Origin of the sequence: Pseudomonas sp. NC02 (assembly GCF_002874965.1) — a bacterium.
Taxonomy (GTDB): domain Bacteria; phylum Pseudomonadota; class Gammaproteobacteria; order Pseudomonadales; family Pseudomonadaceae; genus Aquipseudomonas.
The window spans coordinates 659,543-674,423 of sequence record NZ_CP025624.1; the positions used below are offsets into that span (position 1 = coordinate 659,543).

At 63.5% G+C, this 14,881-nt stretch carries 7 protein-coding genes; 1 reads left to right on the top strand and 6 read right to left on the bottom strand.

Annotated features, from left to right (window positions below):
- Nucleotides 1–195: 195 nt before the first annotated feature.
- Nucleotides 196–6,117, top strand: a complete 5,922-nt coding sequence (locus C0058_RS02985) for a hypothetical protein (protein ID WP_102370216.1) — start codon at nucleotides 196–198, stop codon at nucleotides 6,115–6,117.
- Here C0058_RS02985 and C0058_RS02990 read toward each other — a convergent pair.
- The 6 genes from C0058_RS02990 to C0058_RS03015 all read right to left on the bottom strand — a co-directional run bounded on the left by C0058_RS02990 (nucleotide 6,114) and on the right by C0058_RS03015 (nucleotide 14,822).
- The gene (locus C0058_RS02990; RefSeq protein WP_102368000.1) at nucleotides 6,114–7,124 is read right to left on the bottom strand and encodes an iron ABC transporter permease; all 1,011 of its coding nucleotides are present in this window, start codon (nucleotides 7,122–7,124) and stop codon (nucleotides 6,114–6,116) included. The two genes, C0058_RS02985 and C0058_RS02990, sit on opposite strands and share 4 nt — an antisense overlap.
- A complete protein-coding gene (locus C0058_RS02995; protein WP_008439045.1) occupies nucleotides 7,121–8,068 on the bottom strand; it encodes an ABC transporter substrate-binding protein in 948 nt (315 codons plus the stop codon). Before C0058_RS02995 ends, C0058_RS02990 begins: the two co-directional genes overlap by 4 nt.
- Nucleotides 8,065–8,853, bottom strand: a complete 789-nt coding sequence (locus tag C0058_RS03000; RefSeq protein WP_102368001.1) for an ABC transporter ATP-binding protein — start codon at nucleotides 8,851–8,853, stop codon at nucleotides 8,065–8,067. The genes C0058_RS02995 and C0058_RS03000 overlap by 4 nt, the downstream gene beginning before the upstream one ends.
- 139 nt (nucleotides 8,854–8,992) lie before the next feature.
- Nucleotides 8,993–11,098, bottom strand: a complete 2,106-nt coding sequence (locus C0058_RS03005) for a TonB-dependent siderophore receptor (RefSeq protein ID WP_102368002.1) — start codon at nucleotides 11,096–11,098, stop codon at nucleotides 8,993–8,995.
- Nucleotides 11,099–11,250: 152 nt separating this feature from the next.
- Nucleotides 11,251–12,633, bottom strand: coding sequence for a PepSY domain-containing protein (locus C0058_RS03010; protein WP_102368003.1), 1,383 nt, complete (start codon nucleotides 12,631–12,633; stop codon nucleotides 11,251–11,253).
- A gap of 116 nt (nucleotides 12,634–12,749) precedes the next feature.
- Nucleotides 12,750–14,822 (bottom strand): TonB-dependent copper receptor, encoded by a 2,073-nt coding sequence (locus tag C0058_RS03015; protein WP_102370217.1) that lies wholly within the window; start codon nucleotides 14,820–14,822, stop codon nucleotides 12,750–12,752.
- Between the last annotated feature and the right edge of the window lie 59 nt (nucleotides 14,823–14,881).

Sequence of the window (14,881 nt, forward strand, 5' to 3'; positions counted from 1 at the left end):
GTGGGCGATGCACCAATGCGGCGCCAATCAACGCAGGCTGTGCGTGCAGGCGCACCCGGATGGTGCCTGGCGCCCCGAGCCTTAACTATCTAATGCCTGCGTCCAGCCAAACCCTTGAAAGTGAAGCCTGCCTGGTGCCCCCGGCAACCCAGGGGCAGCGCCAGTTTTCTTAACTTCACTCAAGTGACGATGAACATGGACAGTACTCACATTCAAGACGATCAAGTGGCGAGCACGCGCAGGCCGGTTCCCCATCTGGGGCCGGCGTTCGTTACCGATCACGATGCCGCCCATTGGGCGCATCAACAGATCGGCAACCGGCGCGAGACGGTATTTGGCGGGCTGGTTTTCAAGCGTGATGACGGGATGTACCTGCCAAGCGTGCCGGTGGCCGGCACCGCCACTGCATTCGACTTCCAGAGCGACCTGCTCAAGGTCGATGCCAACAGGAATTTCCTGGCGTACGAGGGCCACAGCGTTCACGCCCTGTACAGTTCGCGCGGCGAGGATGGCACCCGACGCTCCGCGCAGATACAGCACTGGACAGGCGCGCAGCGCCGCCTGGATCGCAGCTTTTTCCCCATCAATATCCTGCGCATCATCATCCAGGTGCGCATGCTGTGCACCCGTTACTACCTGTCCGGGTTCTATGGCTCGCTCATCCAGTATGAAAGCAGCGGCTCTGCGACTGAGGCCAGCTTCTTGAACCAGTTGATGGCGGCCAAGCCTGCGGCCGATTTCGACGACTACATCGCCTTTATCAATGAGACGGCCAGGGCCGGCTACCTGCGGGTCATCGTTGCCAACGCCGAGCTGGGTGGAAAGCCTGGCCAACTGCTGGCGCCGTGGACCCTCAATCAAACCCTGTCGCAAATCGGGCAGGACGCACTGGCGCCTCTCGCCAGCCAAGTCAGCCGCCGGTGGCAGGACGCGGTGCGATCAGTCTTGCCGCCGCTGGGGTTTGCACGGCAGGAGAGTCTCTTTGGCTACCTGTACAAAAGCGCGTCGAACCAGTACGTGGCCGAATTTCCGTCGGATGAACTCAAGGCAGCGTTTGCGCTGACCAGTGGCAAGTTGTCACTGCCAAAAGTGCACAAGGCGGACAGTGAGTTTTTGACCTTCGGTATTTACTGCTCCCTATCACCGCAAGCGAAACCGACCGTGGCGAAAGAGTCGTGGCTGGCGGAAAACTTCTTCACGGCTTCTGCGTTGGCTGCCGTGGTGATGATGGCGGGGACCGACGACCTGGGATTGCACTTTTACTTGCGCGCCAACGACGGCGCGCTGCTGATGTACCACTGCACCGGCTCGCAGGCGCAGTCCCAGCTGTTCGCCAATCGCGGCGCGGATCTCGACGGACGCTTGAAGGACGCTACCTTGAGCCCTTCCGAGTTTGTCCGGCAAGTGGCTGCCGTGGGCACGCTGACGGTGGTTGAGCCCGGACGGGTATGGGACAAGGCCGGGGTGGTAGGAGCGCAATGGAGGGCCTTCGCGAAAGTCCATGCGTCGCTGAGCCCTGCCTTCGTCACTGCCGATGATGTCGCACGCTACCTGCATTACAAGGTGGGTTCACCCCACGGCTCTTTTCTCCAGGCTTACATCTTCAAGCGCAGCGATGGGCTGTTTGTGGCCTCCAGGCTGTCAGACCCTGACAGGTGGCTGTCGTTGTGGGGCGGGGCATTGCCCACCGACAACGCTCTGACGCGGGTCGAGCTTGAAGGGCACCAAATGGTTGGCGAGTTCAATCGACCTGTCTACGACCTGGCCGAGGTGCGTGCCAACTATCCTCAAAAAACCTCGCGACAGCTGGCGTTCCTGATCAGTACACCGTCGACTCAAGCGATCGACATGACGCTGGTTTTTTCCGATCAGATCAAGGTGCTTTACACCAGCGGAACGAACGGTACGTTGATCAAATACGCTGTCAGCGGCTCTCGGGCCGAGCGTGAATTCGGCGAGTACCTGGCACAAGTTGAACGCGATGGCCAGGGTGTGGCCCGCGTACAAGGGTTTGACGGCACGCGTGAAGGGCTGATCAAAGAGCTGGTAAAACTCGGTGAGTTGACGGTGCTGCTGGCGGATGAGACCTGGTACAACGTCCAGGGCCGGGTCCCGGCCACCTGGGAACCCGAAACGCCTTTCGCCGCCGCAGCCCCCATTGATACGCCGCTGAGCTGGGTTTTCACTGACCTGGCAACCGCCGCCCGTTATGCCCATGACCGTATGCAGACAACGGCGGATGGCCGGCGAGTCGGTTGCATCCTCAAGCACTCGAGTGCAGAGCAGTATGTGGTCAGCGAGCCTTGCGCACCGATACCCGCCGGCAAAACCCTTTTCGTGTTGGCGAATGTTTTTGGCAATGCCAGCCTGCCGCCAGGCTTCGCCCTGCGTGGCTGGTACTGCCGCAGCGCACCGGACGCCACCGGCATCGGCGCCGAACCCTGGTTGTACGAGGGCTTTATCGACACCACGGATTTTGCCCAGGGGATTGCCGCGCTGCGCATCCACCCCGAGAGCAATCTGGCCTTCTACCTCAGCACGGCGGACGGCGCTCAACTGGCCTATGACGCTTCCGGCTCGGCCGAGGAAAGCCAGCTCTACCAGGTGCTGCCCGATGGCCGGGTGACGGACAACGGGCTGGGGGATGAACTGCGGGCCGCCACCGTGACGCCCCACGAGATGATCCAAAAGGTCGCCGCCGCCGGGGCGCTGTCGGTGTTGCAACCGGGCACGTTGTGGGATGTGGCGGGGCTGGTCGCCGACACCTGGCGACCTTACGCACTGGCACCCCGCCCGCAACTGAGCCGCGGGTTTCTCCAGGTAGAAGACGCGGCACGCTATGCCCACGGGCAAATCGGCAGCTGGCGTGAGGGCGAATACTGCGGCTATATCCTGCAGCGCCCGGACGGTCTCTACGTGGCCACTGAGCCATTGCCGGCCAGCGACGCCGGGCGCTTTGCCCTGGGCGTTGTCTACCCTCAGGACGTCAAGGGCCGCTCACTGCTCCCGCCCGGTCACATGCTCAAGGCCGTGTACGGTTCCAGCCGCGGGGTTTCGTTGCTGGAACCCGAGCGCCTGCAGCGCCCGGGCTGGTCGCGGGACGATGCCTGCCTGGAGGCGCAGATGTTCAGCGCCCTGGACGTGCACACGCTGATCCGCAATCGCCAACAGGTGTCCGTGGCCTACCTGTCGGGCGCCGAAGATTGTTTGCTGGCGTATGACCTGATCGACTCTGCCGCCCAGGCGAACCTGTTCAAGGCGCTCGACCCCTTGCCCCATCGCAGCCCAACGGCCCTCAACCTGGCCAGCGGCACGCTGACGGCGCGGGAGTGGATCAGCCAGGTGGCGGCGGCCGGCAGCGTGCGGGTGGTGCAGGCCAACCCGTTGTGGGGCGCGCCGGGGCTGATCGCCGAACACTGGCGGCCACGCCTGCCGATACCCCGGCGCGAACGTCCGGAGCAGATTGCCTATGGCCCGGTCTGCGCCAGTGCCGCTGACGCGGCTCGGGCACTGCACACGCGCCTGGACCATGAAGCACCGACGCAAACCGGTTTCGGTTTCATGCTCAAGCATCGCGATCAGGACGCCTTTGTCTGCTCCGAGCTTGTACCCGCCTGGGATAGGGCCGGGCTGTTCGCCTTGAGCGCCGTGTTTGCCGTGGATGACGAAGGCGAGTTCATTTACCCCGCGGGTTATCAACTGCACGCCTTGGTTTACCGGCGCAACTGGATGCCACAGGGGCTGACCACCGCCGTACACTGGCTGGCGCAGCATTTTATTTCGGCCGGGGATCTGGCCAGTGCCACCGTCGAGGCCAAGCGCCAACGGGAGACAGGCGCACTGACGGGCTTGCCGGTGTTTATCTCGACACTGGACCAGGCGCTGCTGCAGGTACAAACGCCGGTGGCATCGACGCTGTTCAACCCGGTCCGCCAGCCGTCGGGGGTCTATGAAGACGTGCAGACCTTGATGGCCAGCGGGCAGCTCTCGGCGGTCGGGTTTGTCAACGAAGTGGCGAAGTTGAGCTGGTTGAGCGTTTTGGTGCCGAGCGAATGCTGGGCGTTGGCGGGTAAACTGGATGTCAGCCAGGCCCCATGGACCGCCTTCGCCAACTTTATGCGTCGCCCATTGAGCCCGCTGTTCAGCAACCAGGCCGATGCGGTGCGTTACGTCCACCAACAGCTGGGCACACAGCGCGACACGCTGCAAGGCGGGCTGGTGTTGCAGCGCAACGGCAAGTTTGTCGTGACCCTGGCGGTGCCGGTGTTGAGTGAAGACTTCGACCCGAACGTCATCCTGCCGGGCCTGGACGTCAGCCAGGCGCTGCTGGCCCCTGGTTGGAAAATGGTCGCGCGCTACCGGTCACGTGTCGCCCGGGTGCTGGAGTTCTGGTTACCCTCTGAAGAAAACGCGGTGTATCAAAACCTGTTCTCGACCAAAGTACTGGAGACCGCCCTGAAGTCGGGTCACCTGTGGACCCACGAATACCTGCTGACGCCCGACGGCTCACTCATCGGTTTCAGTACCCAGGACGCCGAGCGCAGCTTGCTGGATTCGGCCCGGCGCAACGAAGCGACGCAGTTGCTCAGCCACCTGGAAACCTCCCTGGCCCCCAACAGCCTGGCGTTGCACGACCCTTACAGCAATGCCGTCGAGCAGCAGATGCGCAGTGGCCGCAAGAGCCCCACCGAGCTGGTCAATCAGCTGGCGCGGGTGGGGACTTTGCAGGTACTGGAGGGCGGCCCGTTGTGGGGCTCTGCCCAGCGTGTGCTGCCGGGCTGGATGCCCGGCCTGGCCTACGTTGCGCCGCAGGCGGCGGTCCATGCCGTGGCGGATCGGCAGCTGGGCCCGGTGTTCAAGCATGCTGACGACGCGGCACGCTATGGTCATCAATACGCCCAGGGGCGCGCCGATTTGAGCTTTGGCGTGATTCTCAAGTCCTCCGACAATGGGCATTTTGTCGCCTGTGCGCCGGTCAAGGGCGACGACCTGGGCTTTGCCCTCGACCGGGCGTTCCTGCGCGGGCAGTTGCCGAGCGGGTACAGCCTGCAAGGCCTGTATCTGAGGCTGCCGCAGCGTGCTGCGCCCGAGTTGCCCCAGGCCGAAGGCTACGCGCAACTGATGGCTCCGGCTGTGGTGCTGGCGGCGCTGAGCTTTTTGCGGGTGGCACAGAGTGAGCGGTTCCTGGCGTTGCATGTGTCATGTGCCGACGGCTCACTGTTTCGGTATCAGGCGGTGAGGATCGACCCGGACTGGGATTCCAGCCGCCGGCAGGCGGCGTATCTGAAACACCTCAACAGTCGTGGCAGCATCGACAGCCATGTGTTGAAACTGGTGGAGTCCGGCGAGCTGCGGGTACTCGACAGCAGCCCGTTCTGGGATGCCTTGTTGCCCCGGATAAAGCGCCTGGCCACGACACTGGCAGTGCGCGATACCCGCATGGCCCTGGGCCCGTTGTGCGCCCACCCGGACGATGCCGCGCGCCAGGTATGGCAACAGGTTGTGCCGCTGGAGCACCAGGCGCGGCTGGGAGCGGTGCTGGGCAACGGCGACAGCGACACCTTCATCGCCGTGCAACCGGTGGCAGACCCGGGCCCCTCGGTGGCCGTGGGACTGCGGCCGGACACACCGGCCTACAAGGCATTGTTCGAAGGCATCATGAACCTCGGCTACCCCGGCACATCGACCCGCTACCCGGCGGGCTACAAGGTGATGGGCGTCCAGCAGTTGTTCAAGCTCGACACCGAGCGCCAGCATCTGGCGGATCGCTACGAAGAAGGCCTGGCCCACAACTTCATTGCCCAGAAGGAAATCCGCGGGTTCATCGAGATGCTGCGCCAGGACAAGATCGCGGGGGCGCGGTACTACTTCACCCCGGTGCACGGCGCGTTGATTGTGTATGAGCCCAGCTATCACGCGGACGAAAGCCAGTTGCTGCGCGATGACTGGATCGACGAAGACACGGGTGTGGTGAAGGTCAAGCCCAGCGAGGTGATCCGCCGGTTGGCGACCTCGGGCAAGCTGACCATCCTGGAAACCGATCGCTTCTGGCAACCCCGCAGCCAGGTGGCGCGGCGCTTGTTGCATGCATTCAAGCAGGCCGACCAGGGGGGTTAACGCCGCCGCATCAGCCCGATAAAAAACAGCCCGCCAATGGCCGCCGTGGCCACGCCGATGGGCAGGTCTTCGGGGGCAATCATTGTGCGGGCCGCCACATCCACCCACACCAGGAACACACTGCCCAACAGCACGCACACCGGCAGCAAACGCCGGTGTTCGGCACCTACAAGGCGCCGGGCAATGTGCGGCACCATCAGCCCGACAAAGCCGATGGAGCCGCTGATGGACACCAGCACGCCGGTCATCAGCGAGGCGATCAGGAACACCTTGAGCCGCACATTGCGCGCGTTCAGGCCCAGGGTCACGGCGGTCTGTTCGCCGGCCATCAGCGCATTCAACGGGCGAGCCATCCCCAGCAGCAAAACCAGCCCCAGCAACACCGTGGCGAAGGGAATGGCCAGTAGTTCCCAGCGCGCCAACCCGAGGCCGCCGAGCATCCAGAACATCACCGCCGAGGCCGCGCGATGGTCGCCCATGAACAGCAGCAAATTCGCCACCGCCATCATCACGAACGACACCGCCACCCCGCACAGCAGCAGGCGGTCACTCTCCAGCCGACCGTTGCGACTGGCCACCGCCAGCACCACGATCATGCTCAGCAACGCACCGATGAACGCGGCGATGGGCAGGGTCAGCAAGCCGATCACTTCACCCACATGCAGCACCACGATCACCGCGCCGAGGGTGGCACCGGAAGTCACGCCCAGCAGGTGCGGATCCGCCAGCGGGTTGCGCGTTACCGCCTGCAACACCGCACCGATCAACGCCAGCCCGGCGCCCACCAGGGCACCGAGCAACATGCGCGGCACGCGGATCAGCCACACGATATGTTCCTGCCCCGCGCTCCAGTCCATCTCGCCAACGCCGAAGGCTTTATGCAGCAGGATCCGCCACACCACGTCCACCGGTACCCGCGCCGAGCCGAACCCCAGCGAGACCACGCACGAGATCAGCAACAACGCGCCGAGGGCACTCAGCAGCAGGGCATAGCGACGGGTAATCATTCGCCGTGAAACCCCTTGGCCAGGGTTTCAACCGCCAGCACGTTGTCGATGCCCGGCGTGGCTTGCACGTAGGGGATGACGATAAAGCGCTGGTTCTTGATCGCGTCCACCGATTGCAGCGCCGGGTTGTTCAGCAGGAACTGCTCTTTTTGCTCGGCGGTGATTTCGCTGTAGTCGACGATCACGATGACCTGCGGGTTGCGCTCCACCACGGTTTCCCAGTTGACCCGGGTCCAGCTGGCGTCCACGTCATCGAGAATGTTGCGCCCACCGGCGGCGTCGATCAGCGCCTGGGGCATGCCCAGGCGGCCGGAGGTCATGGCGCGGTCTTCGCCGCTGTCGTAGAGGAACACGCGAGGCTTGTCGGCCGGCAGGTTTTCCTGCACTTGGGCGACCTGTGCCTGCATCTGCGCGATCAGTGCATTGGCGCGGTCCTGCACGTCGAAGATCTTGCCCAGGTTGCGCAGGTCGTTATAGGTGTCTTCCAGGGTGGCCGCCGGGCGCTTCATCACGAAGGCACAGGACTCGGTCAGCTCGTAGACGTTGATGCCCAACGGTTGCAGGGTTTGCGGGGTGAGGTCGCCACCGACGCGCATGCCGTAGTCCCAGCCGGCGAAGAAGAAGTCGACGTTGGCGTTGAGCAGGGTTTCCACCGACGGGTATTTGCTCGCCAGTTCCGGCAGGCCGTCGAGAATCTGCGCCATTTCCGGGGTGACCGACTTCCAGCCGGTCACGCCGCTGTAGCCGGCCATGTGCGACTTGAGGCCCAGGGCGAGCATCATCTGGGTCATGTTGATGTCGTGGCTGACCGCGTGTTTTGGTGCCTCGGCGAAGGTCACTTCGCGGTTGCAGCTCTGGATTTTCAGCGGGTAATGGGTCGCTTCGGCGAACGCTTGGGAAGTGCCGAGCAGCAACGCGAGAGACAGCAGGGAGCGCAGGATCATGGTTGGGTTATCCAGGTGATTCGGGGGTAGCCGGACAAGGGGTGAGTGTCGATCAATGCTTCAACGCCGAACACTTCGCGCAGTAATTCGGCGGTCAGCACTTGGTGAGGTGTGCCGCTGGCGACGATGCGCCCGTGGTTGATCACGTACAGCCGATCGCAGAACGCGGCGGCCAGGTTCAGGTCGTGAATGCTGGCCAGGGTGCCGATGTTCAGGCGCTTGACCATTTGCAGCAATTGCAGCTGGTAGCGCGGGTCGAGGTGGTTGGTCGGTTCGTCGAGGATCAGCAGTTGCGGTTGCTGGGCCAGGGCGCGGGCGAGGATCACCCGCTGTTTTTCTCCGCCCGAGAGGGTGGCGAAGGCGTGGTCTTCAAAGCCCAGCAGGCCGACGTTATCGAGGGCCTGGCGGATCAGGTCCTGGTCTTCAAGCGTATCGCTGTCGAACAGGCCCTTGTGCGGTGTGCGGCCCATGGCGACCACTTCATCCACCCGCAGGCCGAAGGCGTCGGGAAACTCCTGGAGCACCACGGCAATGCGTTGCGCGCACCACTTCGAGGATTGCTTCCAGACGTTCTGGTGTTCCAGCAGCACCTCACCGTCAGCCGGTTTGCTGAACCGATAGGCGCAGCGCAGCAGGCTGGTCTTGCCGCTGCCGTTGGGGCCGATCAGCCCGACGAACTCACCGGCGTTCACGTGCAAGCTGGCGTCACGCAGTTGGAACTGGTGATGACAGTGCTCGTGGCCTGGTGGGGTCCAGGCGAGGGCGGTGAGGTTGAGTGAGGTCATCTTTACTCTCAGGTCCAACACAGGACAAATGTGGGAGCGGGCTTGCTCGCGAAAGCGGTGGATCAGTAACAGATACAGTGCCTGACACACCGCATTCGCGAGCAAGCCCGCTCCCACATTTGGACAGTGTTGCGTTCAGTTAGAAGGTGTAGTCCGCCGTCACGAAGAACGAGCGCGGCTCGCCCAGGATCCATTGCTGGCCGTCGTTGTATTGGCTGACGGCGTAAGTGCGGTCGAACAGGTTATTCAATTGCAGGCCCAATGTCGTGTTGCGCATGGCTTTCCATGAAACGCTGGCGTCGACCACGGTGTAGCTCGGCACTTCGCTGGTGTTGGCGGTGTTGGCGAAACGCGAGTCTACATAACGCACACCCGCACCGGCACGCACGTCGTCATTGATGGCCTTGCTCAGCCACAGGTTGGCGGTGCGACGCGGCACGTCGGTGGGGCGGTTACCGTCGCGGGACACGGACTGGCCGTTGACCACTTCGGAGAAGTCGTCGTACTGCGCCCGCACGATCGCAGCGTTGGCTTGCAGTTGCCAGGCATCGGGCAGTTGCAGGTCGAGGCTGGCTTCCAGGCCGTTGGAGGATTGCTGGCCGACTTGTTCCTTGAGGGTGGTGCCTGGAACGCTCACCAACAGTTTCTTTTTGACGATGTGGTAGGCCGCCAGGGTCCATTCACCACGGGAATCCCAGAACGCCTGCTTGAGGCCGATCTCGGTTTGCTTGGCGGTGGACAGGCCGAACTGCTGCTGGCTCGGGCTCAGGGTGATCAGGCTGCCAACGCCGTCAGTGCTGGTGGCGTATTGGCCGTAGACCGAGGTGTCCGGGGTGATCGCGTAGACCAGGCCGGCTTTCCAGTTGTTGCCGGTAAAGGTCTTGTTGGAGTCGCTGCCATCCACCAGGGAGTCACTGTCGATGTGCAGGTAATCGCGGCGCACGCCGGTGATCAGCGACAGTTTATCGGTCAGTTGCAGGCGGTTTTCGGCGAACGCGGCCAGCTGTTTGGTGGTGCTGACGGACTGCGGGACGAAGGGGCTGGCGCTTTCAAACGGCTTCGGTACCGGGTGGTGGATGTCCACCGGTTGGCCGGCGCTCGTCAGGTCATCGAACGGCGAGTTGCTGGCCAGGCGGAAGCGAATGCGGTTGTACTCCACCCCCGTCACCGTCTGGCTGTCGAGGCCGAACAGCGTGTGCTTGAAAGTGAAGGTCTGGCGGTCGCCCACCTGTTCCTGGTTGTGCTTGATGCCCAGGTAGCTCTGGCGCACCAGGCCGCCGTCGACGTAGTTGTAGCTCTCGGCGTTCTGCCAGCGCCGCTGGTTTTTCAGGTAGGACAGTTCGTTGGTGGCGGTGACGTTGTCGTTGATCTGCCACTCGCTGGTCAGGCGCGTCCACTGGTCGTTGTAGTGCTGGATATCGTTGCTGACGTTGTAGTTCTTGTCCCGCAGGCCCTTGTGCAACTGGCCGTTGATCAGCGGTGTGCCGTAGTCGTTTTGCGGGGTCTGGTCGCCGTAGTCGGAGGCCAGGGTGAAGCTCAGGTTATCCGCCGCCTGCCAGCGCAGGGCACCGCTGACGAAGTCGCTGCCGGAGTCGCCACGGTCGATGAAGCCGTTGCTGCGCAGGCGGTTGATGTTCAGGCGATAGCTCAGGGTGTCGGTCAGCGAGCCGCCGCTGTCGAGGGCTTGCTGCTGGCGGTCATAAGAACCGTAGCCCAGGCGGATATGGTTTTCGATCTCGCCCTCGAAGGGTTTCTTCGCGATGGTGTTGATCACCGCGCCGGTGGCGCCCTGGCCGTACATCACCGAGGCCGGGCCGCGCAGTACGTCCACCCGCTCAACGGACCAGGTGTCCACCGGGAAGGTGGAAGTGCCCGCGCCATCGAACATGCGCGCGCCGTCGTACAACTGCAGCACCGAGCTCTGGCCGGTGAACCCGCGTGCCGACAACGAGGTACCACCGTCGCCCGGCGTGCCGGTGCGGCTGATGCCGGTGGCCCGGGAAATCGCGTCCTGCACCGTGGCATCGCCCCGGGCGCGAATCTGCTCGCCGGTCTGGCTTTCAACGCTGCCCGGGGTTTGCAGGGCCGTGAGGTTCAGGCGTGAACCTGCCGTGGTCGGGGTGTTCAGGTCGACGCGCTCGTCGTCGACGGCGGGGGCTGAGACGGCACTGGCGGGAAGCGTCAGGGCCTGGGCAGTGTTTTGCAGGGCGAGCAGGCACAGGCCGGACGCAAGGTACTTGTTCATCGGACGATAAATCGCTTCTTCGAGACGGTACTCGCCGCAGGGCGCGGCGAGTGGGAAAACACATTAAGTGTTACAACATAACACTTTGTGCGGCGTGGGCGAAAGCCCGCGTAAGACTACATAACGCCTCTAGGTAGGGCATCTCGTCTGTTTCACGCTGAACCTGAGGCAGATTCACGTTGGCCAAACCACCGTGAAAGCACCAGGCGATCCAGTGCCCAGACCACGATCAGCGAGGCGCCCACCAGCGGAAAGACAATCGCCAGCCCGAGCATGATCACCATCGCGGTTTTCCATTTCGGCAGGTCATGGCGCAACGGTGGAACCCCCAGGCTGCCCTGTGGCCGACGCTTCCACCAGATCACCACACCGCTGACGGCGCTGAGCAGGATCATCAGGCAAATCAGCAGCACGATGATCTGATTGACCACGCCAAACATCTTGCCTTCGTGCAGCATCACGCCCGATTCGGTAACCCGCGCCACGCTGTTGTAGTGCTCCCAGCGCACATCGGCCAGGACCTTGCCGGAGTATTGGTCCACATGCAGGGTGGCGTCATTGCGCGGGTCGTTGGCGAACACCGCGAGGGTGAACACGCCTTCGGCAGTGGTGGGGAAGGTGATGCTGTAGCCGGGCTCGACCTTGCGTGAGTTGGCGAGGTCGACCACCTGTTGCAGGCGGATACTCGGGGCTGCCGGGCCCTGGCTCATGCCGGCGAGCTTCATGTGCTCGGCATGCTCGCCAGACATCGGCATCGGCGTGTTTTCCATGGCCCACGGCACGGTTTGTTGGCTCGCGGTGTTGAGGCTGCGGGCCTGCTGGTCGGACTGCGGCACGTTGTTCCACATGGCCGCCGGGAATTTATTCCACAGCTCGGCGTATTGCTTGCCCCAGAAGCCGGTCCAGGTCATGCCGCTGAGCAGCATCACCAGCAGGAACGCCGCGCCCCAGAAACCGGCGACCGCGTGCAGATCGCGCCAGAACAAGCGACCGCGGCTGCCCAGCCGCGGCCACAGAATGCCCGCCGCCGACTTGCCTCGCGGCCACCACAGATACACGCCCGAAATCACCAGCATCACGCCCCAGCCGGCGGCCAGTTCCACCAGGCGATCACCGACGGTGCCGATCATCAACTCGCCATGCAGCGCGCGGGCGATGGCTTGCAGGTTGTACTTGGCGTCCTGTTCGCCGAGCACGGTGCCGCGATACGGGTCGACGAATACAGTCACTTCGCGCCCGTCGTTGTGCATCACGAATTGCGCGCTGCTGGTGGCGTCGGCAGGTGGCAGGTACTTGCTGATCTTGCCTTGTGGATAGGCAGCCTGGGCACGTTGCAGTTGCTCGTCGGCACTCAGCGCGTGTTCGGCGCTTTGCACGGTCAGCAGGTTGCCGTACATCAGCGGGTCGAGTTGGGGTTTGAACAGGTAGATGATGCCGGTCAGGGCCAGCAGCACCATGAACGGCGCGACAAACAGCCCGGCGTAGAAATGCCAGCGCCAGGCCAGGTTGTAGAAGGAAATCTTCGGTGGGTTCATCAGGGTGCTCCGCAAAGGCTTGGATTTTTTGTGTTATCGAGGACGCCATCGCGGGCAAGCCCGCTCCCACAAGGGAATGCATTGCAACTGTGGGAGCTGGCTTGCCTGTGATGCGCTTAGAAGCTCATGTCCACCTTGGTCCAGAGCGTGCGCCCCGGTTCCTTGATGGCTTGCGGGTCATTGGCCGGGTAGCCGAACCCGGCGTTGCCGGCCAGGTTCAGGTGCTCGGCGTACGCCTTGCCGAACAGGTTGTCGACGCCGGTGCTGACCTTGAAATTCTTGTTGATGCGATACGCCGCGTTCAGCGAGAACACGCCAAACCCCGAGCTTTTGTCGAAGTCCTTGCCCACCACGTTGCCCTTGTTCTGGTCGATGCGGTTTTGCGCCGCGACCACCCGCCACAAAGCACCGGCACTCCAGTCGTCCTGGCTGTAGGTCAGCCCGAAGCGCGCATCCAGCGGCGGGATTTGCGGCAGCGGTTTGCCGTCGCTGCTGTTCTTGCCCCAGGCGTAGGCGAAGGTGGCATCGGCCTTCCAGTTGGCGGTCAGCTTGTAGGCTGCGCCCAATTCACCGCCCATGATTCGCGCGTCCACATTGCGCGCCTGGGAGGTGGTGCCCATCATTCCCGGCTGGTAGTCGAACAGGATGAAATCACGCACCTGGCCGACGTAGCCCGAGGCCCAGGCGTCGAGATCGGCGGATTTGTATTGCAGGCCAAAATCCAGCTGGGTGGTTTTTTCAGGCTTCACACCGTCGAAGGCATTCACGGAACCGACCGACCCGGTGTCGGGAGAAAACAGCTCCCAGTAATCAGGGAAACGCTCCGAATGCCCAAGCCCTGCGTACAGGGTGGCAGGGCTGTCCGCCAGATCGTGCTCGTAGCGCACAAAGCCCGACGGCAGCGTATCGGCGCGGGTTTTACCGGCGGTGGGGTTGGGGCTGCTCATCATCCCGGAGCTGATGGTTTGCCGGAAATCCTTGGCCGAGGCGCGGTCGACGCGGGCGCCGGTGATCAGCCGGTCGCGGTCGGCGGCGTACCAGGTCAGTTCGCCGAACACCCCGTAGTTGTGGAAGTTGGCGTCCTTGCTGCGGGGCAGGTCCTTGTAGGTGTCGACGCCCATGGCGCTGCGTTCGCGGTGTTCGTTGGTTTGTGCATCAATGCCGCTGATCAACTGCACATCGGCCCAGCGCCAGGTGGCCTTGATACGGGCGCCGAGGGTGCGGCGGTCGACGTTGGCCGCCATGGGACCGGCCATCATCCCGGTGCCCGACGGGACGCGCAGGGTGTAGTTGTCCATCACGTGGTCGGCGTAGTTGTAGTAGACCTGCGCTTCGACCTTATCCAGCACCTCGCCGATGTTCGATTTCTCGAAGCGCAATCCGAGGCTCTCGCGCAAAAACTGCGAACCGTCCATGCCACGCCCGGCGTAGCGGGCTTCGCCATCGCCACGGCCGGCGCTGAGTTCCAGCAGGGTGTCGGCGTCCGGGGTCCAGCCCACGGCCACGTCGCCGTTCCACTTGTCGTAGCGCGAGGCGACGGTGTCGTTGTTGCCGTCCTTGTAGTCATCGGCGTGGGCCTGGTTGCCGATCACCCGCACATAACCCAGCGGCCCGCCGGCTGCTGCGTCGACGACTTTGTCGAAACGCCCGTTGGAGCCCGCCAGGATGCTGGCGTTGACCCGCGTGCCCAGCTCGCCGAATTGCTCGGGCTCGCGCTCGAACAGGACCGTGCCGGCTGAAGCGCCCGGGCCCCAGAGCACGGTTTGCGGGCCTTTGATCACGGTGAGCTTGTCGTAGGTTTCCGGTGAGATATAGGAGGTGGGCGCATCCATCCGGCCGGGGCAGGCGCCGAGCATCATGCTGCCGTTGGTGAGGATGTTCAGGCGTGAGCCGAACATGCCCCGCAGCACCGGGTCGCCGTTGGTGCCGCCGTTGCGCACCAGGGCGAAGCCGGGGATGGTCTTGAGGTAGTCGCCGCCATCGCTGGCGGGCACCGGTTGGCGCGGGTCTTTCGGGTTGGTGACGACGGTCAGTGGTGAGCTGGGGGCAATGGCGGTGATCACCGTCGGGCTCAGTTCGTTCTGGTCGGCAGGCTCGTCGGCGTGGACCTGAGGAACCAGCAGCGCGCCACACAGAACGGCGAAAACGGGAGTACATCCCAAACGGGTGTCAGCAGAAAACCTGGACATGAAAAATTCCATCATTCATTCGTAAACAACACGGCCAGCAGCCTGCGGCTGTCTGTCTA

Coding starts and splice junctions, on each gene's coding strand:
- C0058_RS02985 (WP_102370216.1), top strand. CDS start 196: ATGGACAGTACTCACATTCAAGACGATCAAGTGGCGAGCACGCGCAGG.
- C0058_RS02990 (WP_102368000.1), bottom strand. CDS start 7,124: ATGATTACCCGTCGCTATGCCCTGCTGCTGAGTGCCCTCGGCGCGTTG.
- C0058_RS02995 (WP_008439045.1), bottom strand. CDS start 8,068: ATGATCCTGCGCTCCCTGCTGTCTCTCGCGTTGCTGCTCGGCACTTCC.
- C0058_RS03000 (WP_102368001.1), bottom strand. CDS start 8,853: ATGACCTCACTCAACCTCACCGCCCTCGCCTGGACCCCACCAGGCCAC.
- C0058_RS03005 (WP_102368002.1), bottom strand. CDS start 11,098: ATGAACAAGTACCTTGCGTCCGGCCTGTGCCTGCTCGCCCTGCAAAAC.
- C0058_RS03010 (WP_102368003.1), bottom strand. CDS start 12,633: ATGAACCCACCGAAGATTTCCTTCTACAACCTGGCCTGGCGCTGGCAT.
- C0058_RS03015 (WP_102370217.1), bottom strand. CDS start 14,822: ATGTCCAGGTTTTCTGCTGACACCCGTTTGGGATGTACTCCCGTTTTC.